We start from the raw sequence: 25,924 nt of genomic DNA, 5'->3' as shown, positions 1-25,924 counted from the left end.
CCGCGCGCTCCATCACCGAACTGCAGCCCCACCTACCACCCACAAGAGGAAGTACCTTCATGTCCACAAATGTCCGCGTAGCCATCGACGTCGGTGGAACCTTTACCGACATGGTGAAGCTCGTACCGGAGACCGGTGAGCTTCGCTTCGAGAAGGTTCCCACCACCCCGCAGCAGCCCACCGCCGGCGTGCTGGCCGCATTCGACAAGGCGGATGCCGCGCCCTCAACGGTCGAGACCTTCAACCACGGCAGCACACTGGGCCTGAACTCGCTCCTGACGCGCAGCGGCGCGCGCATCGCGACGATCGCGACCCGCGGCTTCCGTGACGTCTATCTGCTCGGTCGCACGGACCGCAAGGTGATGTACGACTTCGCCTACCAAAAGCCGAAGGCGTTGCTCGAGCGGTACGACACGTTCGAGGTCAGCGAGCGCAGCTACTTCGACGGCACGGTCGGCACCCCCTTCGACGAGGAGGATGCCCGATCGGTCGCCCGTGAGATCGCGAGCCGCGGCTATGACGCCGTCGCCGTCGCATTCCTGCACGCCTACGCGAACCCAGACCACGAGGTCCGGATGCGCGAGGTCCTCGCGCAGGAGGCCCCCGGCGTCGAGGTCACGCTCTCACACGAGCTGTCCCGCGAGTACCGCGAGTACGAGCGCACGAGCACCGCGGTGCTCGACGCCTACATCAAGCCCATCATGCGCACCTATCTGAAGGCGCTCGAGAGCGAGCTGGAGCAGCGCGGATTCACCGGTCGGTTCCTGATGTCCCGCTCCGGCGGCGGCGCGATGACGGCATCCGCCGCCCGCGAGCAGCCGGTGCACCTGATCCTCTCCGGCCCCGCCGGCGGAGTCGTCGGCGCTGCGGCATTCTCGAAGCTCATCGACCGCCCCAATCTGATCACCATCGACATGGGCGGCACGAGCCTGGACGCCTCGCTCGTGCAGAACGGCCAGCCGGTTCTCTATCACGGCGCCGAGTTTGAGGGCCTGCCCATCAACACGCCGTCGCTGTACATCCACACCATCGGCGCGGGCGGCGGATCGCTCGGCTACCTCGACGAGGCCGGCGCGCTCCAGGTGGGGCCGAAGAGCGCCGGTGCGGTGCCGGGCCCCGCCGCCTATGGCCGTGGCGGCACGCAGCCGACCTTCACCGACGCGGCACTCGCGATCGGCTACCTCGGTGTCGACACGCCGCTCGGCGGCGAGCTCACCCTCGACCGGGAGAAGTCGTTGGAGTCGCTCGCTGCGATCGCCGGCGAGCTCGGTCTCACGGTGACGCAGTTGGCGCGCGGCATGGTGCGGATCTCCAACACCAAGATCGTCGGCGCCGTCCGTGCGATCACCATCGAGCTCGGCAACGACCCCAAGGACTTCTCCCTGTTGTCCTTCGGCGGCGGCGGCGGCCTCGTCGCCGTCGATGTCGCGCGGGAGCTCGGCATCCCCGAGGTGATCGTCCCGCCGGGGCAGGGCGCGTTCTCGGCACTCGGCATGCTCATGGCCGATGTGCAGCACGACTACTCCCGCACCAGCCTCCAGAACCTCGACGACCTCGACGACGCCATCGCGAACGAGCTGTTCGCGGAGATGGAGGCCGACGCCGTCAGCACGCTCGAGAGCGAGGGCTTCGGCGCGGAGCGTCGGTCGTTCCAGCGCGTCGTCGCCGTTCGATACTCGGGCCAGGAGCACTCGGTGACGGTCCCGTACCCCGCCGGGAGCGCCGACGCCAGGGCCGCGATCCGCGAGGAGTTCGACCGCCTGCACCTGCGCCAGTACGGCCACATCATGGACGACCCGATCGAGACGACGGCACTGCGCCTGTCCGCGATCGGCATCGTCGACAAGCCCGATCTGCCGAAGGCGCCCGTCCGCCCCGCCGGCGAGAGCTACCCGGCCGGCACCCGCACCGTGACGCTCGACGGCGACAGCACCGCGGAGTACACCCTCGTCGCCCGTGAGGCCCTCATGGCCGGCGACGTCGTCGAGGGCCCCGCAGTCATCACCGAGCACACGGCCACCACCGTGATGCACGCCGGCGACCGCCTCGAGGTCGGCCTGTACGGCGAGCTCACCATCTCGATCAAGAACAACCAGAAGGAGTCCGCTCGTGGCTGACGCAGTAACCACGGAGATCATCCGCCATGGCCTTCTCGCCGCAGCCGAGGAGATCGCCCGCAACCTCTGCCGCACCGCGTACAACACGGTCGTGTATGAGATTCACGACTACGGAATCGGCCTGCACGACGTGAACGGCGACGTCGTCGCGGATGCCCCCGGCATCGCCGTGTTCACCCGCGGCAACGACGCCGGCATCAAGCACTCGATGGAGTTCCTCGGCGTCGACGCGATGGAACCGGGCGACGTCTTCATCTTGAACTACCCGTACTGGTCGAGCGCGCACACTCTGGACCCACTGGTGTTCGCCCCCATACACGCGGAGGACCAGCTCATCGGCTTCGCCTCCTGCCGCGTGCACATCACGGACCTCAACCAGAAGGACCCCGGCTACGTTCTCGACTCGACGCACAAGTCGCAGGAGGGACTCATGATGCCCGCCTCGAAGCTGTACCGGCGCGGCGAGCGCAACGACGACGTGTTCAACATCATCCGGTTCAACAGCCGGATGCCCAAGCACACCATCGGCGACATCCAGGCCCAGGTCTCCGCGTGTGTCACCGGCGTGCGCCGCACCCAGGAGCTCGCCGACAAGTACGGCGTTGCCGTGCTCACCGAGGTGATGGAGTCGATCCACGAGCACGGCGAGCGGCTCGCCCGCCTGGCCCTCGCCAAGCTGCCGAAGGGAACCTGGAGCGCCGTGGACTACGTCGACGACGACGGGATCAACAAGGGCGAGCTCGTTCGCCTGCAGTGCACCGTCACCGTCAGCGACGAGGAGATGGTGGTCGACTGGACCGGCAGCGCCGAGAACGTCGAGGGCCCGATCAACCTGCCCGTCGGGCAGACCGCCGCGCTGTCGAGCCTGATCTTCAAGTCGTTGACGACTCCGAACTCGCCCGTCGTCGCCGGCAACTTCGCCCCCCTTCGGGTGATCACCGTGCCCGGTTCGGTCATGCACGCCGTCGACCCGATGCCGACCTTCACCCTGTGGACCGGGCTGCTGGCCGGCGAGGTGATCCTGCGCGCCCTCGCCCAGGGCATGCCCGAGCTCGTGCCGGCCTGTTCCGGCGGCGATGTCTGCTCGATGATGGGGCTCGGCATCAACCCGCGGACGGGCGAGCCGTGGCAGGAGGCCACCAACGAGGCCGTTGGCTACGGCGGATCGGCGCACCACGACGGCGAGGACGGCATCATGCACCTCTCGGAGCCCGGCTGTCGCAACAACCCCGTCGAGGTGCTCGAGGCCAAGTCGTCGATGATCATCGACCACTACGGCTACCGGCCGGACTCGGGCGGCGCGGGCGAGTTCCGCGGCGGGGTCGGCGTCAGCCGCTCCTACCGCTTCACCGCCCCGTCCACCGGAATCTGCCTCGTGTACAAGACGAAGACCGAGCCGTGGTCGATCGGCGGCGGCCAGGAAGGGCGCCCGAACCGGATCGTGCTGAACCCCGGGACGCCGCGCGAGGTCATTCAGGGCGGCAGCTACAACAAGCTCGACGCCGGCGATGTCCTCGTGAACGCGACGGGTGGCGGTGGTGGCTACGGCCTGCCGTTCAAGCGCGATCCGCTCGCTGTCGCACGCGACGTGCGCAACGGCTTCGTTTCGGAGGAATCCGCGCGGAACGACTACGGTGTAGCGATGATGGAGGACTTCCGGGTCGACGAGGTGGCAACAGCCGCGCTCCGCGCCTAGCGGTCAGGAGGCCCGGGCGCTCCGACCGCCCGGGCCCCTCCCACGTCCAATTGTGAGACTCAACTCGAGAGGTGACACGAGATGTCGCAGACTGCTTCGCTGACCATTTCCGGCGCACACGTATGGGCGGGGGAGGGCCGGGGGTTCTCCGCCCGAGACATCGCGATCGTCGATGGCGTGGTCGCCGCTCACGCCGACCCCGCCGCGGAGGTCGTCGACGGTTCGGGTTCCTGGATCGTTCCGGGTTTCGTTGACGCGCACTTCCATGCCTACGCGACCAGCATGGACGGCTTCGAGAACGAGCGCGGCCCGCTCAGCTTCTCGGCGATCAACGGAACCCTGCGCCTCGAGAAGGCGCTCCAGCGCGGCTTCACGACCGTCCGCGACGTGGCCGGAGGCGACATCGGCCTCGCGCGCGCCATCGACGCGAATCTGTTCGCCTCGCCGCGGTACCACTTCACCGGGCCGGCGCTCAGCCAGACCGGGGGCCACGGCGACCCACGCTCAGAGCACGTCGACGTGTGCTTCAGCCACGGCCACATGTGTGAGGTCGTCGACGGAGCCGAGAACCTCCGCGTCGCCGTGCGCGAGCGCTTCCGCACCGGTGCGCACGCCATCAAGGTGATGACTTCCGGCGGGGTCTTCTCGCTCACCGACCCGATCCGCATCCCGCAGTACTCCCCGGAGGAGCTGCGCGTCATCGTCGACGAGGCAACGCGTCGCGGGAGCTACGTCGCCGCGCACGCCTACTCCTCGGAGGCCGTGCAGCACTCGATCGAGAACGGTGTCCGCTCGATCGAGCACGGCAACTTGATTGACTCCGAGACGGCCCGGCTGATGGCCGAGCGAGACGCCTTCCTCGTCCCCACGCTGGCCGCCTACGACGCCATGGACCGCCGTGGCGCAGAGATCGGCCTCAACGCGATCTCGCTCGCCAAGAACTCCGAGGTGCTCTCCAAGGGCCAGGAGGCCATTCAGCTCGCCCTGGCCGCCGGCGTGCGCGTGGGCTTCGGCAGCGACCTCATGGGCGATCTCGAAGACGACCAGCTGTGCGGCATCCGCTTGCAGACGGAGGCCGCTGGGCCCAGCGCCATGCTGCGCTCGCTCACGCAGGAGAACGCGGCCCTCATCGGCGACGACAAGCTCGGACACTTGGGCGTCGGCGCGTACGGCGACCTGCTCATGCTCACCGCGAACCCGCTCGAGGATCCGTCGGCCCTCTGGGAGCAGGACGCCCGTCGCGCCGTCGTCCAGGCGGGGCGCATCGTCCGCGCCGAGCGCTAGCCGCGGGTGCCGGCTGGCCTCGACCTCGAGCAGGGCACCGCCATCTGGATGCAGTACCTGACCTCGTGGTTCGCCTTCGTCGAGGTCGCGAGGCTGCGCCCCGACGACACGGTGCTCATCACCGCCGCGGCCAGCAGCGCGGGGCTCGGCGCGCTCCAGATTGCTCGGCTGCTCGGCGTGCGCTCGAGGCCGGCAGGCTGGCGCCGATCATCGACAGGGTCTTCGACTTCCACGAGCTCATCGACGCCTACCGGTACATGGAGTCCAACGCCCAGAACGGCAAGATCGTCGTGCGCGGCGAAACGCCCCACACGACTCAGGGCTAGCCCCCTAGTCGCCCTCCGAGGCCGGGCGTAGGTTTCCCCCCGAGCGACGGCCCCGCCGTTGCCCTGGGGGCACAACCGAAAAGGCAGTGTCGCGTGCACACGGGTCGTCGGGGGTTGCCCTGCTCGTCCGGCTCTGCCTCCCTGATCGACCTCGTTCCGAGATCATGGAGGACCCAATGAGAATCACGTCCATCGTCGCCGCGGCCGGCGTCCTCGCGCTCGCGTCGCTCGCCGTCGCCGGCCCCGCAGTGGCCGGAGGCCGCGACAACAATCCACCGCCCCAGGCGGGCACCCCGGTCACCCTGGCCGACGGGCTGCTCACACCGCTCAGCATGGCGGTGGGCCGCGACGGCAGCGTCTACGTCAGCCAGAACTTCACCGGCACGCTAAACAAGGTGGGGAGGGACGGCACCACGAGCGTCGTCGCGAGCGCGCCCGGCGATGAGATCGGCGCCGTGTCGGTGCGGAGGAACACGGTCTACTACGCCCAGGCGGCCCAAGACCACACCCGCTCGAACATGGTGTCGATCGGCAAGAAGGGCACGCCGACCCCGTTCGCCGATATCTTCGCGTACGAGAGCACGGTCAACCCCGACCAGATCAACACCTACGGCTTCATCGGGCTGCCGCAATCCTGCGCCGACCAGTTCGATCCCACGGTGGAACCGTTCCTCCCCGCCACGTACACGGGCGTCGTCGACACGCATGCCTACGCGTCCATCGCGCTCGACGACGCGATCTATGTGGCGGATGCCGGAGCGAACGCGATCCTGCGCATCGACTACGACGGCACCATCTCGACGACGGCGGTGCTGCCGCCGGCCACACCGGTCACCGCGACCGCGGAGATCGTGGCCGCGTTCGGCTTCCCCGCCTGCGCGGCCGGCTACCCGTACGCGTTCGAGCCGGTGCCCACCGGCATCGCGCTGGGCCCGGACGGCTGGCTCTACGTGTCCAGCCTGCCCGGCGGCCCGGAGGACGCGAGCCTCGGCGCCCGCGGTTCGGTGCTGAAGATCGACCCGGATGACGGGGAGATTCGCACCGTCGCCACCGGATTCGTCGGCAGCACCGGCGTCGCCGTCTCGCCGAAGACCGGCACGGTGTACGTGACGGAGCTGTTCGGCGGCCCGACCGGCACCGGTCAGGTCTCGGTCGTCCCGCGCGGCGCGAAGACCCCGACAGTCTTGCTGGCCATCAACTCGCCGGCGGCGATCGCACTGGCCAAGGGCAAGCTCTACCTGACGACGGACGCCTTCGTGCTCGGCGAGACCGGTCCGCAGCCGGTCGGCAAGGTCACCCAGGTGCCCCTGCGCGGCAGCGGGCAGGGCGACGACTCAGAGGATGACGGCGGGCACGGCCACCACGGCGGCAACGGCCACTGGGGCAACCACGGCCAGAACGGCCACTCCGGGGGCCACCGCTAGCGAGAGGCACACGGCAGAGGGGCCGGCCGCGCGGCCGGCCCCTCTGTCTGCGCGCTCATTCGTTCCGCGTGATGCAGCGCCCCGAAACGCGGCCCGAGAATGAACGGGGGAGGAGGCGCCCGTGGACGTGAAGTCGATCTGGCACGCGATCTCGCGCCGCTGGAGCCGAGACGACCGCCCGGACGTCCACGAGGAGGCCGACCCAGCCGCGGCGCAGCGCTTCCTCGTCGGCCTGGGGAGCGCCCTGCTCTCGGTCGGTGTCGCCACGACCGACATCCACCGGACGCTGCACGGCGTCGCCCGGGCGCTCGGCTACGAGCAGGCGTCGATCATCGTGCTGCCGACCGTGATGATCGTCTCGCTCACCGAGGCCAGCGAGCGCGGGCTCGCGGCGACGGAGCCGCACGACGGCGAGGTGCGATTCGACCGCGCGTCCGGCGTCTACCAGCTCGTCCTCGCCGCCCAGCGCGGCGAGCTCACCGCCGAGGAGGGGTTGGACAAGCTGGCGGAGATCCGGGCCGAGCCGCCGCGGTTCCGCTGGCCGGTGCGGATCATCGGGCACGGCGTCGCGGCATCCGGGGTGGCCCTCATCCTCCTCGGCGCCGACCTGACCAGCATGATCGGCGCGCTGCTCCTCGGCTCGCTGGTCGGGGCAGCCAAGCTCGTCGTGCGGCCCAACTCCTTCTCCGCGACCCTGCTGCCGGCGTTCATGTCGTTCCTGACCGCGCTGCTCGTCTTCGCGGCGGCCGAGGCGCACCTGCTCGCCGTGCCGCTGCAGGTGCTCGTCCCCGCCCTGGTCACGCTGCTGCCCGGAGCGGCGCTCACCACCGGCATCCAGGAGCTGGCCGCCGGCGACATGATCTCCGGGTCGAGCCGCCTCGTCTCGGGGGCCAGCCAGCTCGTCCTCCTGGCCTTCGGGATCATCGCCGCCCTCACCATCAGCGGCCTGTCGCCCTCCCGCGCGCTCCAGGTGACCGGGCCGGGGTTCGGCGCGTTCGAGCCGTGGGTCGGCGTCATCCTGATGGCCCTGGGCTTCTTCCTGTACTACTGCGGCCCGCCGCGCTCCGTGTACTTCCTCACCGTCACCCTGTTCGCCGCCTACGGCGCGCAGGTGCTCTCGGCGCTGATCGTCCCGGCCGTCTTCAGCGGCTTCGTCGGCGCGCTCGTGCTCACCGTCGTCGCCTACCTGCTGCAGTCCTTCCGCGGCGCCCCGCCCGCCGTGGTCTGCTTCCTGCCGGCCTTCTGGCTCCTCGTGCCCGGAGCAGCGGGCCTGATCGACTTCACCCAGAAGGTGCTCGGCCTCGCCCTGGAGACGGTGAACACCTTCTCCGTGCTCGGCTCGATCGTGGCTATCGCGCTCGGCGTCGTCACCGGCACCGCCGTCTACCGGCAGATCTACCGGCTCGCGCCGCGCCGCTGGGGTCTCCAGTTCAGCTGATCGGCCACGGCTGCCACCCGGCCCCCGGTGATCGAGAGCATCACCCGGTTCGGGTGACGTCGGGCGCGTTGCCCGCGTCTACGGTCTGAGTACCGCTGGGCAACGAGAGGCAGGTGCGAAAATGTGTCGATGGCTGGCATACACAGGTGAACCGCTGCAAGCCTCCACAGTGATTCTGGATGCTCAACACTCGCTGGTGGCACAGTCGCTGGATTCGCCGCTCGGCAACGAGACCGTCAACGGCGACGGATTCGGTTTCGGCTGGTATCCCGAGAACGCTCACGCGGGGGACGCGCCGGCGTTCTTCCGCAGCATCGAACCGGCCTGGAACGACCAGAACCTGCGGGAGCTGACCCGCAGCGTGCGCAGCCCGCTGTTCTTCAGCCATGTTCGGGCGGCCGCCGGGCCACCGATCCAGCAGACCAATTGCCATCCGTTCCGGCACCAGAACTGGATGTTCATGCACAACGGCTTCCTCGACGGGTTCGCGAAGATGAAGCGCGACCTGACCTTCGCCGTTGACCCGTCTCTGTACCCGACCATTCTGGGCACGACCGACTCCGAGGTGCTGTTCAACCTCGCGCTGACGCTCGGCCTCACAGACGACCCGATCGCGGCGATGGGGGAGGCGATCCGAATGGTCGAGGCCGTCGGGCGTGAGCGCGGCATCGCATTTCCGATGCAGGGCACGCTCGCCGTCACAGACGGTGTCACCGTGTGGGCGTTCCGATACTCCTCGCAGGGGCGCACGCGCACGCTGTTCCATTCCGTTGACGTCGACACCGTGCGCGAGATGTACCCGGGCGCCGAACGACTCAAGCTGTTCGGATCGCGCGCCCGGCTCATCGTGTCTGAACCGCTCAACAACCTACCCGGAGTCTTCAACGAGGTGCCCGAATCGACGGTCGCCGTCGTGGATGCCTCCGGTTACCACCACGAGCCGTTCCTCGCGACAAACGACTGACGCTGTGCGGCGCATGGCGGCGACAACGAATGGCGCGTTCAGGCCGTTGCGACGATCACCGTAGCGTCGCGTGTTTCATCGCGCGCGATGCGAGTCGTGAACCCGGCCGCCGAAAACAACGCCGCAGAGGCGCCGGCCTGAGCGCTGCTCGTCTCGATCAACAGGGTGGAGCTCGGGTGCAGCCACTCTGCGGCCTCCGCCGCGATCCGGCGGTGCACGTCGAGGCCGTCGCTGCCGCCGTCGAGCGAGGCCAGCGGCTCGTGCTCACGGGCCTCCGGCGGCATGAAGGCGATCGCCTCGCTCGGCACGTAGGGCGCGTTGACGGCGAGCACATCGATCCGGCCGCGGAGGCCGCCCGGCAGCGCCGCGAACAGGTCGCCCCTCAGCACCGTGGCGCGGCCGGCCAGGTTGCCCGCCGCGCACGCGACGCTCGCGGCCGAGACGTCGCTGGCGTACAGCCGCACGCCGGGCCGGGCGGCGAGGATCGCGGCGCCGATCGCCCCGCTGCCGCAGCAGAGGTCGACGGCGATCGCCCCCGGGGCGCAGGCGGCGATCGCCTCCCGGGCGAGCAGCTCGGTGCGCCGGCGCGGCACGAAGACGCCGGGCGCGACGCCGATGCGGATGCCGGCGAACTCGGCCCAGCCGAGCACCTGCTCCAACGGCCTCCCGTCGAGCCGCTCCGCCAGCAGCCCCGCCAGCCGGGCGGGATCGCCGCCCGCGGCCTGAGCGAGCAGCGCGGCCTCGTCCTCCGCGAACACGGAGCCGCCCGCCCGGAGCGCGCGGACGAGCTCGGGCAGCAGCGACTGGGCTTCGGGAGGGGGCAGGGCGCGCCTTTCGACGGATCGATGCTAAACCCTTGAGCCGCGGAATGCACGAGCGGCGCGGGTCGCGGCATTCGAACGTGCGTTCGGTAGTGGAGAATGGGTGGGTGACCATCGTTCTCGCCCGCAACAGCCCGACCGAGGTCGTGGCGAGCAGCGTGGACGCGCACGGCGAGCTGCTCGGCGAGGCCACCGTGCTGCCGTTCGACCGGCTCGCCGGCTTCGTCGCCGAACGGGAGGGCGCCCCGGAGCCGGAGCGCTGGGTGTGGAGCGACAGCTCCCGCTGGTACGGCGACCTTTTGAACGCCGGGGTGCGCGTGCGGCGCTGCCACGACCTGCGGCTCAGCCACGCGATCCTCCGCAACTCGACCCTCACCGCGCACACGGCCTTCGCCCGCGCCGAGCCGACCGCCTGGGATCAGCCGGTCGAGCCGCCGAGCGCGCACGTGGCGCCCGTGCACAGCACCCTGTTCGACCTCGGCGAGACCATGGCCAGCGGCCGCAGCGCCGCCCGCGAGGACAGCGCGGCCGAGTACCGGCACCAGCTGCAGGCCCTCTCCGAGGTGCCGGATGCCGGCCGGCTGCGGCTGCTGCTGGCCGCCGAGTCCGTCGGCGCGCTCATCGCCGCCGAGATGCGCCACGCCGGGCTGCCGTGGCGCACCGAGGTGCACGACGCCCTCTTGACCGCTGAGCTCGGCCCGCGCGTGCCCTACGGCACCCGCCCGGCCCGGCTCGAGGAGCTGGCCGGCCGCATTCGCGGCATCCTCGGCGACCAGAGCGTCAACCCGGACTCCCCACCGAACGTGCTCAAGGCGCTGAACCGCGCCGGGCTGATGATCACCTCCACCAACCGCTGGGAGCTGGCCGAGTACAGCCACCCGGTGATCGAGCCGCTGCTCGAGTACAAGAAGCGGGCCAGGCTGCTGACCGCCAACGGCTGGACCTGGATGGACCAGTGGATCATCGACGAGCGCTTCCACCCCGACTACGTGCCGGGCGGTGCCGCGACCGGCCGCTGGGCGACGAGCGGCGGCGGCGCCTTGCAGCTGCCGAAGCAGATCCGCGCCGCCGTCACCGCCGACCCCGGCTGGAAGCTGGTCGTGGCTGATGCCGCCCAGCTGGAGCCGCGCATCCTGGCCGCCCTCTCGGCCGACACCGCGATGGCCGCGGCCGGCCGCGGCACCGACATGTATGCCGGCATCGTCGCCAGCGGCGTGGTGGAGAGCCGCGAGCACGCCAAGGTCGCCATGCTCGGCGCCATGTACGGCGCGACGACGGGGGAGAGCGGGCGGCTGATGCCGAAGCTCACCCGGGCCTACCCGCGCGCGATCCGGCTGGTGGAGCAGGCGGCCAGGGCCGGAGAGCGCGGCGAGCACGTCACCAGCTGGCTCGGCCGCTCGTCGCCGGCGCCCGGCGCGGACTGGCAGGAGGCCCAGCGCCTGGCCAGCCAGCCGGGGGCGAGCGCCGCCGAGGAGTCCCGGGCACGCAGCCGGGCCCGCGACTGGGGCCGGTTCACCCGCAACTTCGTCGTGCAGGGCAGCGCGGCCGAGTGGGCGCTCTGCTGGATGGGGGAGATCCGCAACGGGCTGCGCGCCATCGAGCAGCGCTCCAGCACCCCGCCGGGGCGCCTCGCCACGGCATCCGGTGCCGTCTTCGAGTCCCTCCCGCACCTCGTGTTCTTCCTGCACGACGAGATCATCGTGCACACGCCGGAGGAGCACGCGGAGGAGGTCGCCCAGACGGTGACCGAGGCGGCCGCCTTCGCCGGCCGGCTACTGTTCCGCGACTTCCCGGTGGACTTCCCGCTCGGCATCGCGGTCGTCGACCGCTACTCCGAGGCCAAATAGCCCCGGCTCAACTGCGGCTCAGGCCGCGGGGCGCCGCCCGCGGCGGGGGCGGGACTCGCTGAGCGGACGGGCGAGCGCCGTGCCGGCGGCTGCCGCCTCGCAGGCGTCGAGCCAGCGCAGGGCGGCCGCGCGCAGCTCCTCCTCGGATGCCGCGGCGAGGGCGCCCTGCGCGGACTCCGGCTCGGTCTCGCGCAGCAGCGGCGCGCCCCAGAGCTCGCGGTGCTGGGCGAGCAGGCTCGCGAACGGGGCACCGGGCAGCGAGGAGGCGACCAGCAGCTGGTCCAGCATCTCGTTCCAGTCCAGCTGCCCCGGGCCGACGACGCTCAGCCACTCCCTGGCGGCCAGCGTGCCGGAGGGCGTCAGCGCGTAGAGCGGCAGGCCGTCTGCGGTGGCACCGGCGTCGCGCACCAGGGCGCTCTTGCCGAGGCGGTCGAGGGTGGCGTAGATCTGGCCGACGTTGATGTCGCGGCGGTGGCCGAGACGGGAGAGGAGCTCCGCGTGCAGCTGTGCCCCGTAGGCCGGCCCCAAGGTGAGCACGGCGAGCAGGCTCTCGCGTACCGACATCCCGCTCCTCTCATCGACCCCACTTCGTGCCTCGAGCCTATGCAGCACGCGGTGCGCCGGGGTGTTGCCACGCTGGGCGCGCGGAATTCCGGGGCGGAGCGGCTATGCCAGTGCCGAGACGAACGCCGCAGCCAGGCGCTCCGGCGCGACCACCGCCACCTGCTGGGCCACGTAGCCGCCGCTCGAGGAGCCGAGCAGCACGGCGCGGCAGCCCGGCGGCATCCATGAACGCCAGCGCCTCCGCCGCCAGCGACGCGAGCGTGCGGGGCGCCGCGGCGTCGTCCCGGCGTTGGTCGACGGTCCACGCCCCCACGCGTGCAGCAGGAGAAGGGGTGCAGTCATGCCCCATGCGAGGCCGCAGAGGCTAGACGCTGGCCGCACTCTCAGGGCATAATCGGGGAAGTGCCCGTTGGGGAAGCCGTTTCAGAGGTCGTTGGGGAAGACGCACCTCAGAGGAAACGGAGAGAACATGACGGCACCCACAGCCCGTCAGGCGAGCCCCGCACGGGGAGTCATCTATGTCCACTCGGCGCCCAAGGCCATGTGCCCGCACGTCGAATGGGCGGTCGGCCGAGCCCTTGAGCGCGCCGTGAACTTCGACTGGGCCGGGCAGCCCGCCCTCGACGGCGCCCTGCGCACCGAGTTCTACTGGGAGGGCGAGCGCGGCACCGGCGCTGCCATCGCCTCCGCCCTGCACGGCTGGGAGCAGCTGCGCTTCGAGGTGACCGAGGATGCCGGCAGCGGCTCCGACGGGTCCCGCTGGATGCACACGCCGAGCCTCGGCATCGTTTGGGTGCAGATCGACAGCGCGGGCAACATGGTCGTGCCGGAGGACCGGATCCGCTCGGCCATGGCGCGCGCCGGGACCGACGCGCTGGAGCTGCACCGGGAGCTGCGGCTCGCCCTCGGCCAGGAGTGGGACGACGAGCTGGACGTGTACCGCTACGCCAGCGACTTCGCCCCGGTGGTCTGGCTGCACAAGACCGGCTGACCCCACAGACGCAGAAGGCCCGCGCGGAATACCGTGCGGGCCTTCTGAGCGTCGGGGCTCCGGGGCTAGATGCTCCGGAACGCGACGACGGCGTTGTGGCCGCCGAAGCCGAAGGAGTTGGAGATGGCCAGCTGCGGGCCGTCGCCGAGCGGGATCGGCTGGCCGGAGATGGTCAGCGGGATCTCGGGGTCCTGCGTGGTGAGGTTGATCGTGGGCGGTGCCACGCGGTTCGTGATCGCGAGGATCGTGAAGATGGCCTCCAGTGCGCCGGTGCCGCCGAGGAGGTGGCCGGTTGCGCCCTTGGTGCCAGACACGGGGATCTCGTTGACGCGCTCACCGAACACGGCCTTGAGCGCCGCGTACTCGGCGATGTCGCCGACGGGCGTGCTCGTGGCGTGCGCGTTGATGTGCGTGACATCCTCCGGGCGGGCGCCGGCCAGCTCGAGCGCCATCTCGACGGCGCGGCTGGCGCCGCGACCCTCCGGGTCGTTGGCGGTGATGTGGTATGAGTCGGCGGTGACGCCGCCGCCGGCGACCTCGGCGTAGATGCGCGCACCGCGGGCCAGGGCGTGCTCTTCCGTCTCGAGCACGAGGCTGGCCGCGCCCTCGCCCATGACGAAGCCGTCACGGTCGACGCTGTACGGCCGGGACGCGTGCGACGGGTCGTCGTTGCGCTTGGAGAGCGCCTGCATCGAGGAGAAGGACGCCATGGTGATGGGGTGGATGGCGCTCTCGGTGCCACCGGCGATGACGACGTCCGCGTACCCGGCCTGCAGGTGCTCGTAGGCGTTCACGATCGACTCGGTGCTCGAGGCGCAGGCGGAGGCCACGGTGCGGGCGAAGGCGCGCGCACCGAAGTGCATCGACACGGCCGCGGAGGCCGCGTTCGGCATCAGCATCGGCACGGTCATGGGGAGGACGCGGCGGGGGCCCTTCTCTCGGAGGACGTCCCACGCGTCGAGGAGGGTCCAGATGCCGCCGATGCCGGTGGCGAAGTCGACGCCCAGGCGTTCCGGGGCGACATCGGGTGCGCCGGCATCCGCCCACGCCTCCATGGCCGAGATCAGGGCGAACTGTGCCGAGGGGTCGAGGCGCTTCGCCACGGGACGGTCGAGGACCTCCTCGGGGCGAACCTTCGCGCGGGCGGCGAACTTCACGGGAAGCTCGTACTGCTCAACCCATTCGAAGGGGAGCGTCTCGGCGCCGGAGACGCCGGCGAGCAGCGCTTCCCAGGTCTCGGATACGGTTCCGCCGAGGGGCGACGTCGCACCGATACCCGTAACAACAATCTTTTTGGTCATAACGGTCAAACTCTCCACGCAGTGAGGAACAAGCGGGCATGCCCGGTCAAGCGGGTCGGGCTGAGCCGACCCGCCAGACGGGGAAAGGGGTCTTAAGCCTGGGCTCCGACGATGAAGGTGACAGCGTCACCAACGGTCTTGAGGTTCTTGACCTCTTCGTCGGGGATCTTGACGTCGAACTTCTCTTCAGCGTTGACGACAATCGTCATCATCGAGATCGAGTCGATGTCGAGGTCGTCGGTGAACGACTTGCCCAGCTCAACCGTGTCGGTCGCGATGCCAGTCTCGTCGTTGATGAGCTCGGCCAGGCCGGCAAGAACTTCTTCGGTGGACAATGCCATGTGTTTTCTCCTTGAGGGGGGTGTTTCGTTTGACCGCCACCTAGTTTAGGGGGACGGCAGGATTGTTAGGGCAGCACCACGACCTGTGCGCCGAAGACCAGACCGGCGCCGAAGCCGATCTGCAGGGCGAGGCCGCCGCTCAGCCCGGGGTGTTCCTCGAGCAGGCGGTGGGTGGCCAGCGGGATCGACGCCGCCGAGGTGTTGCCGGTCGTCGCGATGTCGCGGGCGATGGCCACGCTCTCCGGCAGCTTCAGCTGCTTGGCGAACTCGTCGATGATGCGCATGTTGGCCTGGTGGGGGATGAAGGCGGCGAGGTCGTCGGCGGTGATGCCGGCGGCGGCGAGGGCCTCCTTGGCCACCTTCGCCATGTCCCAGACGGCCCAGCGGAAGACCGTCTGGCCCTCCTGGCGGAGCGTGGGCCACTCGGACGCACCGTCGCGGTACTCGACCAGCGTGTGGTTCATGCCGACTGCGGCGGCCTTGGAGCCGTCGGATCCCCAGACGGTGCGGGAGATGCCGGCGAAGTCGCTCGGGCCGATGACGACGGCGCCCGCGCCGTCGCCGAGCAGGAACGAGATGCTGCGGTCGGTGGGGTCGACGATGTCGGAGAGCTTCTCCGCGCCGATGACGAGCGCGTAGTGGGCGACGCCCGCGCGGATCAGGGCGTCGGCCTGGGCGACGGCGTAGGCGTACCCGGCGCAGGCGGCGTTGACGTCGTAGGCGGCGGCGGGGTTCGCGCCGACACGGTCGGCGACGACGGCGGCCATCGACGGCGACTGCTGGGTGTTGCTGATGGTGGCGACGATGACGGCGTCGATGAGCTCGGGGGCGATGCCGCTGCGCTCGATCGCCTCGCGGGCGGCATCCGTGGCCAGGTCGAGCGCCGAGACGTCGGCCGTGGCACGGGTGCGGGTGATGATGCCGGTGCGCTGCTGGATCCACTCGTCGGAGGAGTCGATGGGCCCGGCGATGTCGTCGTTCGTGACGGCGACGGAGCCGCGCGCCGCGCCGACCGCGTAGATGCGGGTGTGGGCCGGGCCGTGCGACTGCTGCAGGGTGGGACGGGTCATGGTCTGAAAGCCGATCTGCTGTGGAGGAGTGTGAGACTACGCGTTGTCGAGGAGCTCGAACGCCGCGGGCAGGTCATCGGGGGTCTTGATGGCGACGGTGGGCACACCGCGGAGGGCGCGCTTGGCCAGGCCGGTGAGCGCGCCGGCCGGGGCCAGCTCGATGATGCCGGTGACGCCAGCTGCCGCGAACGACTCCATGCAGAGGTCCCAGCGCACGGGCGAGGAGACCTGGCCGACGAGCAGTTCGACGAAGCGGGAGCCGCTCTCGACCCGGGTGCCGTCGTTGTTGGTCCAGATCGGGAGGGTCGGGTCGCTCGGGCTGAGGGTCGCGGCGACCTCGCTGAGGTGCGCGACGGCCGGGAGCATGTACCGGGTGTGGAAGGCGCCGGCGACCTGCAGCGGGATGACGCGGGCCTTGGCCGGCGGCTCCTCCGCGAGGGCGGCGAGTGCCGGCAGGGCGCCGGCGACGACGATCTGGCCGCCGCCGTTGTAGTTGGCCGGCTCGAGGCCGAGCTCGGCGAGTCGGGCGAGGAGCTCGGCCTCGTCACCGCCGAGGACGGCGCTCATGCCGGTGGGCTGGGCGGCGGCGGCGGATGCCATGGCGCGGCCGCGTTCGCCGACGAAGCGGATCGCGTCCTCGTCGCTCAGGATGCCGGCGCCTGCTGCCGCGGTGATCTCACCGACGGAATGCCCGGCGATGCCGGCGATCTTGTCCCGGCGGCCGCCGGCCTGCAGGGCCTGCAGGGTGAGGATGCCGGCCGCGACGATGAGCGGCTGGGCGACGGCCGTGTCGCGGATGGTGTCGGCGTCGCTCACGGTGCCGTGGGCGAGCAGGTCGGTGCCCGCTGCATCCGAGAGGCCGCGCAGGCGCTCGGCGAATTGCGGTTCGGCCAGCCAGGGCTCGAGGAAACCGGGGGTTTGGGAGCCCTGTCCAGGGCAGACGACGACGATCACTTCTCTAGTTTGCCAATCTCATGCCGTGCTGTGATGTGGAGCATCGACAGCGTATCGGCGAGACCCTTGTGAATCTCGCACAAATCGGGGGGCTAATCAGCGGCGTCGGCGCAGGCCGTCGTGGTCGCTGATGGAGCCGATGATGAGCGCGGACTGCAGAATCAGCGCCTCGCGGGCGCCGGTGGCATCCCAGCCGATCACCTCGGAGACGCGCTTCAGGCGGTAGCGCACGGTGTTCGGGTGCACGAAGAGCTCGCGCGCCGTCGCCTCGAGCGAGCGCCCGTTGTCGAGGTAGCACCACAGGGTGGTGAGCAGCTCGGTGGAGTGCGCCTGCAGCGGGCGGTAGATGCGGTGGATGAGGGTGGCGCGGGCCAGCGGGTCGCCGGCCAGGGCGCGCTCCGGCAGCAGGTCGTCGGCCTGCACCGGGCGCGGTGCGTGCCGCCAGGAGTGGGCGACGGCGAAGCCGGCCAGTGCCGCCTTGGCGCTCTTGGAGGCGTCCACCAGGTTCGGCACCTCGTGGCCGAGCACGAGGTGGCCCTGGCCGAAGTGCGGTTCCAGCTGCACGGCCATCTCCATGAAGCTGATGACGGGCTCGATCGGCTTGGACTCGTCGTCCGTGTCGGCATTGGCCCCCGGTGAGGGCTGAGAGCGGCCGATCACGAGCACCAGCCGGTTGCCCTGCACGCCGATGAGCACGTCGGCGGACATGTGCCGGGCTGCGCGGCGCAGCTGGTCGACGTCCAGCATGCGCGGCGTGGTTCCGACGAGCACGGAGACCTCGCCGTGGCCGTGCCAGCCGAGCGCGGCGATGCGGCTGGGCAGTTCGTCGTCGTACTCGCCGGAGAGGATCGAGTCGACGACCAGGGCCTCCAGGCGCGCGTCCCAGAGGCCGCGGGCCTCTGCGGCCCTGGCGTAGACGTCGGCGGCGCCGAAGGCGATCTCCCGCGAGTAGAGCAGGATCGCCTCGTGCAGGCCCTCGCCGCGGTCCTTGATCCGCTCCTCGACGACCTCGACGACGACACGGATCAGCTGCAGCGTCTGCTGCAGGCTGACCGAGCGGAGGAGCTCGCGCGGGGCGGCCCCGAACACGTCCGCGGCGATCCACGGCGTGGAGGCCGGGTCGTCGTACCAGGAGATGAACGAGGTGATGCCCGCTTGCGCGACGAGGCCGACGGCGGAGCGCCGCCCCGGTGGCATGTCGCCATACCAGGGCAGCGTCTCCTCGAGACGCTTCAACGTCGTGGTTGACAGCTCACCGGAGAGGGTGCGCAGCCAAGCCAGCGTCTCTTCTTTTGTCTTCGGCCTCGTCGCCACGGTTTGTTAGCTCTCGCCCCCGGCTGAGCCCGTCGTGCCGGCGTTGACGTCGTGCAGACGGTACTTCGCGATCGCCTGCGCGGGTGCGCCGGGGTCGACCTCGCCGCGTGCTGCAAGCAGCTGCAGCGTGCGGACGACCATCGACGGTCCGTCGATCTTGAAGTAGCGGCGGGCGGCGGCACGCGTGTCGCTGAAGCCGAAGTCGTCGGCTCCCAGCGTCGCGTAGGTGCCGGGGATGAAGGGGCGGATCTGGTCCGGCACGCTGTGCGAGAAGTCCGTCACGGCGACGAACGGGCCCTGGGCCGCGCCCAGCTTCTGCCAGACGTACGGCGTGCGGGGCTCTTCCTCCGGGTACAGGAAGTTGTGCTCGTCGGCGGCCAGGCCGTCGCGGCGCAGCTCGCTCCACGAGGTGACCGACCAGACATCCGCCGACACGCCCCAGTCAGCGGCGAGCAGCTCCTGCGCCTCGAGGGCCCAGGCGACCGAGACACCGGATGCCAGCAGCTGAGCCTTCGGGCCGGCGGCCGCGCCGTCCTTGAGCTTGTAGATGCCGCGCATGACGCCGTCGACGTCGAGACCCTCCGGCTCGGCCGGGTGGATGATCGGCTCGTTGTAGACGGTCAGGTAGTACATGACGTTGGGGTCTTCGTGCGCCCCGCCGTACATGCGCTCCAGGCCGCTGCGGACGATGTGTCCGATCTCGTAGCCGTAGGCCGGGTCGTAGGAGACGACGGCCGGGTTCGTGGCGGAGAGCACCAGGGAGTGGCCGTCGGCGTGCTGCAGGCCCTCGCCGGTCAGCGTCGTGCGCCCGGCGGTCGCGGCGATCATGAAGCCGCGGGCCATCTGGTCCCCGGCGGCCCAAATGGCGTCGCCGGTGCGCTGGAAGCCGAACATCGAGTAGAACACGTAGAACGGGATCAGCGGCTCGCCGTGGGTGGCGTAGCTGGTTCCGATGTTCGTGAACGACGCCAGGGCGCCGGCCTCGTTGATGCCGACGTGGATGATCTGGCCCTGCGGGCTCTCCTTGTAGGCGAGCAGCAGTTCGCGGTCGACCGAGGTGTAGTGCTGGCCGTTCGGGTTGTAGATCTTCGCCGTCGGGAAGAAGGCGTCGATGCCGAAGGTGCGCGCCTCGTCCGGGATGATCGGCACGATGCGGTGGCCGAAGTCCTTGGAACGGATCAGGTCCTTGAGCAGTCGGACGAACGCCATGGTGGTGGCGATCTCCTGCGTGCCGGAGCCCTTCTTCGCGATGGCGTAGGCGGAGTCATCCGGCAGCGAGATCGCCGTGTGCGCGCTGCGGCGCTCCGGCAGGTAGCCACCGAGCTCGCGACGACGGTCGTGCAGGTACTGGATCGCCTCGTCGTTGTCTGCCGGCTTGTAGTACGGCGGCAGGTACGGGTTCTCTTCGAGCTGCGCGTCGGTGATCGGGATGTGCATCGCGTCGCGGAACGTCTTGAGGTTGTCCAGCGTCATCTTCTTCATCTGGTGGGTCGCGTTGCGGCCCTCGAAGCTCGGTCCGAGGCCGTAGCCCTTGACGGTCTTCGCCAGGATGACGGTCGGCTGGCCCTTGTGCTCGGATGCCGCCTTGAACGCTGCGTAGATCTTGCGGTAGTCATGGCCGCCGCGCTTGAGGCCCCAGATCTGGTCGTCGCTCAGGTCCTTGACGAGCTCGAGGGCGCGGGGGTCCCGGCCGAAGAAGTTCTCGCGGACGTAGGCGCCGTTCTCAGCCTTGTAGGTCTGGTAGTCACCGTCGGGGGTGACATTCATCAGCGTGCGCAGGGCGCCGTCGGTGTCGCGGGCGAGCAGGTCGTCCCACTCGCGGCCCCAGACGACCTTGATGACGTTCCAGCCGGCACCGCGGAAGAAGCTCTCCAGCTCCTGCACGATCTTGCCGTTGCCGCGGACGGGGCCGTCGAGGCGCTGCAGGTTGCAGTTGATGACGAAGTTGAGGTTGTCCAGGCCCTCGTTGGCTGCGACCTGGAGCTGGCCGCGGCTCTCGACCTCGTCCATCTCGCCGTCGCCGAGGAACGCCCAGACCTGCTGGTCGCTGGCGTCCTTGATTCCGCGGTTGGTGAGGTAGCGGTTGGTCTGCGCCTGGTAGATCGCGTTGATCGGGCCGAGGCCCATCGACACGGTCGGGAACTGCCAGAACTCGGGCATCAGGCGCGGGTGCGGGTAGGAGGAGAGACCGTACGGGGCCTGGGACTTCTCCTGGCGGAATCCGTCGAGCTGCTGCTCGCTCAGGCGGCCCTCGAGGTAGGCGCGGGCGTAGGTGCCGGGGGAGGCGTGGCCCTGGATGAAGATCTGGTCTCCGCCGCCCGGGTGGTCCTGGCCGCGGAAGAAGTGGTTGAAGCCGACCTCGTAGAGCGAGGCCGCTCCGGCGTAGGTCGAGATGTGGCCGCCGACGGAGATGCCGGGACGCTGTGCGCGGTGCACCATGACGGCGGCGTTCCACCGCAGCCAGGCGCGGTAGCGGCGCTCGATGCCCTCGTCGCCGGGGAAGGCTGCCTCGTCCTCAGGCGCGATGGTGTTGATGTAGTCCGTGGTCGGAACCATGGGCACGCCGAGGTGCAGCTCTTTGGAGCGCTTCAGCAGGCTCAGCATGATCTCACGGCCGCGTTCGTGCCCGTGAGCAGCGACAAGCGCGTTGAGCGATTCGGCCCACTCGGCCGTTTCCTCCGGGTCGGAGTCCACGTTGTTGACCGAGTAAGGGTCCTGGTCGTTGACAGTCACAGTCGACCTCTCTCTTTGTTCTAGTACCGATCGCGTGTGCAGGGCAGGCCGTGTCAGCGCGCTCAAAAACAATCTGAACACAAGCGAAAACCAGGTCGGGTCGCGACCGGGCACAGTACGCCATCCTATTGATTCTATTTCGGGTACGCCGACACCGGGCGGCTACGATCGAGGCGTGCATTCGGCGATATCCGGGCCGAATCAGAACAGGAGCCCCAGAGTGACGCTGCAGATTGGGCAGGCCGCCCCCGATTTCGAGTTGGCCAACCAGTGGGGTCAGGGCGTGAAGCTCAGTGATTTCCGAGGGAAGAAGTCCGTCGCGCTGGTGTTCTTCCCGCTCGCCTTCTCCGGTACGTGCACGGGGGAGCTGTGCGAGCTGCGCGACAACCTCGCCCTGTTCGCCGCGCAGGACGTCGAGCTCATCGGCGTGTCCGTCGACTCCAAGTACGCGCTGCGGGCCTGGGGCGAGCAGGAGGGCTACGACTTCCAGCTCCTGGCCGATTTCTGGCCGCACGGGGAGGTTGCCAGAGAGTACGGCGCGTTCCTGCCGGAGAAGGGCTTCGCGACCCGCGCCACCGTGCTGATCGACAAGGCCGGCGTCATCCGGGCCCACTTCGTCACGGCGCCGGGCGAGGCCAGGCAGCTGGACGCCTACCGGAGCGCACTCGCCGAGCTGGCGGAGCGGCCCGCCGCGTAGACGCGCCGGGCGGTGCCTAGCTCGCGGCGAGGATGTTGACCGCCCGCGAGATGACGAGCGCCAGCAGGACGAACCCGGTGAGCGCCTGGGCCGACATGATCAGCTTGGTGCGCGAGCGCATCGGCATGGCATCCGTCGGGCTGAACGCCATCATGTTGGTCAGCGAGACGTAGAGGTAGTCGACGAAGCCGGGCCGCCAGTCCGCGGCCTGCGCGGAGACACGGCGAATCTCGTCGACGTCGTCGCTGCTCTCGTCCTGCGGGAACTTGAAGTCGGCGATGGGGAGCTGGCTGCGTTCGAGGTTTCCGCGGGCGACGGGGCCGCCGCGATCGAGGTCCCAGTACAACAGGCCGAAGGCGATCACATTGGTGATCCACACCTGCAGGGCCGTCAGGAGCAGCGTGGGGCCGTTGGCCGAGCCGTCGATGAGCGAGCGGATGACGTAGGCGACGTTGATCTGGTTGGCGATCACCAGGAGCGCGGCAAAACTGATCGACAGCCAACGCGACCACTGTGTCTGCCGGGTGAGGCGGTGCGGGTTCTGGATCACCAGGGGGATGAACATGAGCAGCAGGATCACGGTGGCAACCTGGCGGAGCACAACCGTGTCGGGGTTCGGCACGCTCACGTAGAGCAGGAGCGCGACGACCAGCCCCGCGAACGCCGGCCAGCGCGTCTCCGAGCGGCGCTCCTGGGCGTCGCGACCATCGTCCTTCGCCGGCGAGATGCGCATGACCATGAGTGTAGGCAGCGATGCGCAGGCGGGGCCAGTGGCGCGCGGCATCCGAAAATGTCGGTAAGGTAGTTGAGTCGTTGCGCGTGATTGCGCGCAATGGGCCTTTAGCTCAGTTGGTAGAGCGCCACGTTTACACCGTGGATGTCATCGGTTCGAGCCCGGTAGGGCCCACACGCAAAACCCCCGGTAAACCCGGGGGTTTTTTGTTTGATCCGGCGGTGTTTTGGCCCAGATGTTGGCCGCGTGTCGGTGAGGTGTCGGTGGCGAGCTTCGCCAGAGTGTTGCAGATAGCTGGGTTACGTTCAAAACAAAACGCCCACCGGAATCCGGAGGGCGTTTCAGTGGAATGTCTAGGCGCTGTGCACGGCAACCTTCCGTAGAACTCGTACCTCCGCGTTCGGCGCCCTCGCCCGATCGTTGAGCGCGGTCATCGGCTGAGCGTCGGCGGCGGTCTCCATCCGATGGAGGTGGACGCGGAGCGTGATCGCGGTGTCGGCGTGCCCAAGCCACGTACTAACAGCTTTGACCTCAATCCCGGGACTCCTGCTGCTTTGCTTAACTCGGGAGTTCTCCAGGCCATTGAAATAGCCACACAAGACTTCCCACGAAGGGGCAGAACAGGTCGCTCGGGATTGGATGCGATGGCTGGGGGTACGCGACGCTGAGACGACCCGAGGTGGGGCAGACGGCGGTGTTGAAGTCACGTCGGGTCAGTTTGTAGCTCAGGTAAAGATCTACGACGCGAAGACCGGATCCATCGGCATTGACGCGGTGCGACAGATCGCTGCTATTGAGGCAGCGGAGCAGAGGAAGACAATCTTCTTCGCGACTTGCCGGTACACCGACGAAGCTATCAAGTTCGCGGAAGCCGCAGGGGTGCTTTCGTTCTGGTTCAGCGCGGTTGGAAATGGGGCTCAGCTGGCGCCTAGGACCGACCTCACACCTGATTTTGCCAGTGCAGCTGTACCCGACACGTGTCAGTATCCGAAGTGGAGGAACGACGTTGAAGCAGGCCGGGCCTGACGCCGTAATCGACGATCGAACCGCTGTCGTTCCGCGTCCCAACCAGCTGTTCAAACATTCGCGTGTGCCTGGCCGGGTCGCGAGATTCCAGACCTCCACGTCTCGCAATGTGTGAACGTCACGGCACAATGGATCGAACTGAAAGAGGGAGCCCCGGATGGCGCTAACGACTGGCCCGATTCTCCTTGACGCGGGCATCGACCTCGCTGATGCCCTGGTGATCCGACACGCGTATGTGCGAACCCATGAGGACAGCGGTCTACCAGGCATACACGCGGACTCCACCGACGCGGAGATTCTCCAGTACACGAGAAACCAGTCCGCAAACACGCAGAGGTTCCCGGCGGTACCGCCTCGTTTTTGGATCGTCTTCACCAAAGAGGGCGGTGACCAGGCCCGGCTCTGGGGCGTCGTCGAGAACCGCGGCGAGATTGCCAATGACGGGGTGCGTCGGATCTTCGACGTGATCGAGTCAGATCACATGACGGACCTTCGAAACCGGCTCGTAGTCGGATGGAGGTCGCCGCGTGCCTGGTGGGTATGGGCCAACACAGCGGCGAGCCTCCCTGTAATGGGCATCGCCGATTCGGAGCCGGTGCCCTTCCCCGGGTTTGACAGGCTCGTCCTCGATCATGCGAAACTCCAGGCGGTCATGCGTGAACACCGGTACGCCTCGTGGCGTACCGCACTCGCATCGGTTGCCGGTATCTGTTTGATAACTGACACCAGCGACGGGCGCCAGTACGTTGGAAAAGCGGATGGCCTCGAGAACATCCGTCAGCGGTGGGGCACATATGCGGCCAACGGGCACGGTGGCAACGTCATGCTCCGCGGACTCCAACCGGCCAGCTTCCGCTTCTCGCTCCTGCGTGTATTCGACCCGGCGACACCTACACCGGTGATCGATGCTGCAGAGAACCACTTCAAGGTGGCTCTGGACACGCGTGGGCATGGTCTGAACGGAGGCTAGGGCCAGGCGGCTCGCCGTAGCCGCCTGGCCTCGTGCAGCACAGATACCGCACAGGAAGAGGTCGCCCGGTCGGCGTAGGCGTGTCGCTCGCGAACTGCCGGCGCATCTCACGGAGCGAGGCAAGCTATCTGGCCAAAAGGTTAGCCCTCAGCTAGCGGCTTCCACTTCTCGTGGCCCTCGTAGCCCAGGGGCAGCCAGTCGATCGTATAAGTGTCATCAGCCCCAGTCAGAGCGACCTCATCGTAGTCGTATCCGCCCGCGTACCAGGCGACCCAGTCGGTCGCTTGCTTGGGGAAGAGCACGTTCTTCATGTGATCCGCATCGTGTGTCGCCGAGTAGCTCTCAAATGTTGAGTACGACTCCGCTTCGATGATCTCGGCATCGGTGACGATCTGCACGATGATGTCGGTCGTCTTTGCAGCACGAGTGACATCGGTGATGATCAGCTTGACCTGCTCTTTGAAACCGGGGTTCGAATAGTCGAGCTTGTCGGTAAGCACCCAATACTGCTTCAGGCCGCCTTCGGCAATCGGATCTTCAGCGGTGATGAGTTCGTATGCGGGGCCTTCGTAGACGGACACCTCAGCGGCAGGCTCCGATTTCACCTCGGCCTCCGCTTCGGCTTCCGCGGTCGCAGTGGGTGCCCCTGGAACAGACGCCGCCTCGTCGTCCCCGCCAGTGACGATGCTCATCACGGTGATAATGCTGGCCAAGACTACGACCACGCCACCCAGTATCAAGAATGGGGTCCAGTTGACTTTGGGCTTCACGCGACGGAAGCTCAGCTGGGTGCGAAGCAAAGGGAGTTCGGTCTGGGATACGAATTCCCAGCCGTCCTGCTTTGCCTTCTCGATGGAGCGTGCCTCCATGCCGCGTACGGTTGTGGCGGTCGTCGTCTCGTACTTGACTTCTACGTCAGCCATGGGGCTCCCCTAAACCCCCGCGGGGACTCATCTAAATTGAACTCAGTGGAGCCTATATGTCCCGGTACGATCGCCGATCCCGGCGCACCGGAAGCTTCAACTTCGAATTGACCCGAATCACCGGCAGGCGAAGACGCACCCATGCGACAGGTTCTCCGGCGCCATCGGCGACTGCGCCTATTCAGAGGACGTTGCGGCGTCTATCTCTCGCTTGAGTCTGAGCCATGCGGAGTCCGCCGCACTGCACCCTCCTCAGGCTTTGACCTGAATTCATTTCGTCGGGGCTGCAGCGAGACGCCCATCATTGGGAGTGAGTGCAGCCATCTGCAGCTGAAGGACGCCGCCATGTGCTGCGCGTGATTCATCCCCATCGCGTAGAGCTCTGCAGGG

General features: G+C 68.8%; 23 protein-coding genes, 1 tRNA gene and 1 pseudogene. 13 read left to right on the top strand and 12 right to left on the bottom strand.

Going from position 1 to position 25,924, the window contains the following annotated elements:
* Window positions 1–59 precede the first annotated feature (59 nt).
* From GY24_RS09685 to GY24_RS09675, 3 genes are all read left to right on the top strand, one after another.
* Window positions 60–2,117 (top strand): hydantoinase/oxoprolinase family protein, encoded by a 2,058-nt coding sequence (locus GY24_RS09685; RefSeq protein WP_104475441.1) that lies wholly within the window; start codon window positions 60–62, stop codon window positions 2,115–2,117.
* A complete protein-coding gene (locus GY24_RS09680; protein ID WP_104475440.1) occupies window positions 2,110–3,813 on the top strand; it encodes a hydantoinase B/oxoprolinase family protein in 1,704 nt (567 codons plus the stop codon). The genes GY24_RS09685 and GY24_RS09680 overlap by 8 nt, the downstream gene beginning before the upstream one ends.
* Window positions 3,814–3,894: 81 nt before the next feature.
* Entirely contained in the window at window positions 3,895–5,097 is a 1,203-nt protein-coding gene (locus tag GY24_RS09675) for a metal-dependent hydrolase family protein (protein WP_104475439.1), read from the top strand.
* On the opposite strand, the gene GY24_RS18080 is transcribed toward GY24_RS09675, so the two are convergent.
* Complete coding sequence (locus GY24_RS18080; RefSeq protein WP_233279297.1) at window positions 5,094–5,330, bottom strand: hypothetical protein; 237 nt, start codon at window positions 5,328–5,330, stop codon at window positions 5,094–5,096. The two genes, GY24_RS09675 and GY24_RS18080, sit on opposite strands and share 4 nt — an antisense overlap.
* Here GY24_RS18080 and GY24_RS18230 point away from each other — a divergent pair.
* From GY24_RS18230 to GY24_RS09655, 4 genes are all read left to right on the top strand, one after another.
* On the top strand, window positions 5,295–5,423 hold the full coding sequence (locus GY24_RS18230; protein WP_407662170.1) for a zinc-binding dehydrogenase: 129 nt from the start codon (window positions 5,295–5,297) through the stop codon (window positions 5,421–5,423). The two genes, GY24_RS18080 and GY24_RS18230, sit on opposite strands and share 36 nt — an antisense overlap.
* A gap of 176 nt (window positions 5,424–5,599) precedes the next feature.
* Window positions 5,600–6,847 (top strand): ScyD/ScyE family protein, encoded by a 1,248-nt coding sequence (locus GY24_RS09665; RefSeq protein ID WP_161498718.1) that lies wholly within the window; start codon window positions 5,600–5,602, stop codon window positions 6,845–6,847.
* A gap of 121 nt (window positions 6,848–6,968) precedes the next feature.
* Window positions 6,969–8,285, top strand: a complete 1,317-nt coding sequence (locus tag GY24_RS09660; protein WP_104475437.1) for a threonine/serine exporter family protein — start codon at window positions 6,969–6,971, stop codon at window positions 8,283–8,285.
* A 196-nt stretch (window positions 8,286–8,481) separates the two neighbouring features.
* On the top strand, window positions 8,482–9,249 hold the full coding sequence (locus GY24_RS09655; protein WP_407662169.1) for a class II glutamine amidotransferase: 768 nt from the start codon (window positions 8,482–8,484) through the stop codon (window positions 9,247–9,249).
* Between the two features lie 38 nt (window positions 9,250–9,287).
* Here GY24_RS09655 and GY24_RS09650 read toward each other — a convergent pair whose 3' ends face one another.
* A complete protein-coding gene (locus GY24_RS09650; RefSeq protein ID WP_233279296.1) occupies window positions 9,288–10,007 on the bottom strand; it encodes a putative protein N(5)-glutamine methyltransferase in 720 nt (239 codons plus the stop codon).
* Between the two features lie 170 nt (window positions 10,008–10,177).
* On the opposite strand from GY24_RS09650, the gene GY24_RS09645 reads away from it, so the two are divergent.
* A complete protein-coding gene (locus GY24_RS09645; protein ID WP_233279295.1) occupies window positions 10,178–11,917 on the top strand; it encodes a bifunctional 3'-5' exonuclease/DNA polymerase in 1,740 nt (579 codons plus the stop codon).
* A gap of 18 nt (window positions 11,918–11,935) precedes the next feature.
* Here the strand turns inward: GY24_RS09645 and GY24_RS09640 are convergent, their stop codons facing one another.
* On the bottom strand, window positions 11,936–12,481 hold the full coding sequence (locus tag GY24_RS09640; protein ID WP_104475433.1) for a PadR family transcriptional regulator: 546 nt from the start codon (window positions 12,479–12,481) through the stop codon (window positions 11,936–11,938).
* Between the two features lie 102 nt (window positions 12,482–12,583).
* Window positions 12,584–12,823 carry a hypothetical protein gene (locus GY24_RS17485; protein ID WP_133161156.1) on the bottom strand — a complete coding sequence of 80 codons (240 nt, stop codon included), beginning with the start codon at window positions 12,821–12,823 and terminating at the stop codon, window positions 12,584–12,586.
* 127 nt (window positions 12,824–12,950) lie between these two features.
* Between GY24_RS17485 and GY24_RS09635 the strand changes: the two genes are divergently transcribed.
* Window positions 12,951–13,472 carry a DUF3145 domain-containing protein gene (locus GY24_RS09635; RefSeq protein WP_083364057.1) on the top strand — a complete coding sequence of 174 codons (522 nt, stop codon included), beginning with the start codon at window positions 12,951–12,953 and terminating at the stop codon, window positions 13,470–13,472.
* A 65-nt stretch (window positions 13,473–13,537) separates the two neighbouring features.
* Here GY24_RS09635 and GY24_RS09630 read toward each other — a convergent pair whose 3' ends face one another.
* The 6 genes from GY24_RS09630 to aceE form a co-directional block, all read right to left on the bottom strand.
* On the bottom strand, window positions 13,538–14,773 hold the full coding sequence (locus tag GY24_RS09630) for a beta-ketoacyl-[acyl-carrier-protein] synthase family protein (protein WP_104475432.1): 1,236 nt from the start codon (window positions 14,771–14,773) through the stop codon (window positions 13,538–13,540).
* Between the two features lie 92 nt (window positions 14,774–14,865).
* On the bottom strand, window positions 14,866–15,114 hold the full coding sequence (locus GY24_RS09625) for an acyl carrier protein (protein WP_047410294.1): 249 nt from the start codon (window positions 15,112–15,114) through the stop codon (window positions 14,866–14,868).
* A 65-nt stretch (window positions 15,115–15,179) separates the two neighbouring features.
* Complete coding sequence (locus GY24_RS09620; protein ID WP_104475431.1) at window positions 15,180–16,184, bottom strand: beta-ketoacyl-ACP synthase III; 1,005 nt, start codon at window positions 16,182–16,184, stop codon at window positions 15,180–15,182.
* A gap of 36 nt (window positions 16,185–16,220) precedes the next feature.
* Window positions 16,221–17,138 carry an ACP S-malonyltransferase gene (locus GY24_RS09615; RefSeq protein WP_104475430.1) on the bottom strand — a complete coding sequence of 306 codons (918 nt, stop codon included), beginning with the start codon at window positions 17,136–17,138 and terminating at the stop codon, window positions 16,221–16,223.
* A 96-nt stretch (window positions 17,139–17,234) separates the two neighbouring features.
* Window positions 17,235–18,452 carry a PucR family transcriptional regulator gene (locus GY24_RS09610; RefSeq protein ID WP_104475429.1) on the bottom strand — a complete coding sequence of 406 codons (1,218 nt, stop codon included), beginning with the start codon at window positions 18,450–18,452 and terminating at the stop codon, window positions 17,235–17,237.
* A gap of 6 nt (window positions 18,453–18,458) precedes the next feature.
* On the bottom strand, window positions 18,459–21,185 hold the full coding sequence (gene aceE / locus GY24_RS09605; protein WP_104475428.1) for a pyruvate dehydrogenase (acetyl-transferring), homodimeric type: 2,727 nt from the start codon (window positions 21,183–21,185) through the stop codon (window positions 18,459–18,461).
* A 220-nt stretch (window positions 21,186–21,405) separates the two neighbouring features.
* Here aceE and GY24_RS09600 point away from each other — a divergent pair, with 220 nt between their 5' ends.
* Window positions 21,406–21,882 carry a peroxiredoxin gene (locus GY24_RS09600; protein WP_104475427.1) on the top strand — a complete coding sequence of 159 codons (477 nt, stop codon included), beginning with the start codon at window positions 21,406–21,408 and terminating at the stop codon, window positions 21,880–21,882.
* 16 nt (window positions 21,883–21,898) lie between these two features.
* On the opposite strand, the gene GY24_RS09595 is transcribed toward GY24_RS09600, so the two are convergent.
* Complete coding sequence (locus GY24_RS09595) at window positions 21,899–22,615, bottom strand: hypothetical protein (RefSeq protein ID WP_104475443.1); 717 nt, start codon at window positions 22,613–22,615, stop codon at window positions 21,899–21,901.
* A gap of 101 nt (window positions 22,616–22,716) precedes the next feature.
* Between GY24_RS09595 and GY24_RS09590 the strand changes: the two genes are divergently transcribed.
* The 3 genes and pseudogenes from GY24_RS09590 (at window position 22,717) to GY24_RS09580 (ending at window position 24,611) form a co-directional block, all read left to right on the top strand.
* Window positions 22,717–22,789: transfer RNA gene (locus tag GY24_RS09590), tRNA-Val, on the top strand.
* Between the two features lie 435 nt (window positions 22,790–23,224).
* Window positions 23,225–23,641 (top strand): annotated as a pseudogene (locus tag GY24_RS18225) (restriction endonuclease); the annotation flags it as partial.
* Window positions 23,642–23,798: 157 nt separating this feature from the next.
* On the top strand, window positions 23,799–24,611 hold the full coding sequence (locus tag GY24_RS09580) for a GIY-YIG nuclease family protein (RefSeq protein WP_104475425.1): 813 nt from the start codon (window positions 23,799–23,801) through the stop codon (window positions 24,609–24,611).
* Window positions 24,612–24,751: 140 nt separating this feature from the next.
* Here the strand turns inward: GY24_RS09580 and GY24_RS09575 are convergent, their stop codons facing one another.
* Window positions 24,752–25,534 carry a hypothetical protein gene (locus tag GY24_RS09575; RefSeq protein WP_104475424.1) on the bottom strand — a complete coding sequence of 261 codons (783 nt, stop codon included), beginning with the start codon at window positions 25,532–25,534 and terminating at the stop codon, window positions 24,752–24,754.
* Window positions 25,535–25,924: the final 390 nt, after the last annotated feature.

Origin of the sequence: Microterricola pindariensis, from assembly GCF_002936985.1 — a bacterium.
Taxonomy (GTDB): domain Bacteria; phylum Actinomycetota; class Actinomycetes; order Actinomycetales; family Microbacteriaceae; genus Microterricola; species Microterricola pindariensis.
The sequence above is the reverse complement of the archived record's forward strand: the minus strand, read 5'-3'. Positions and strand labels throughout refer to the sequence as shown.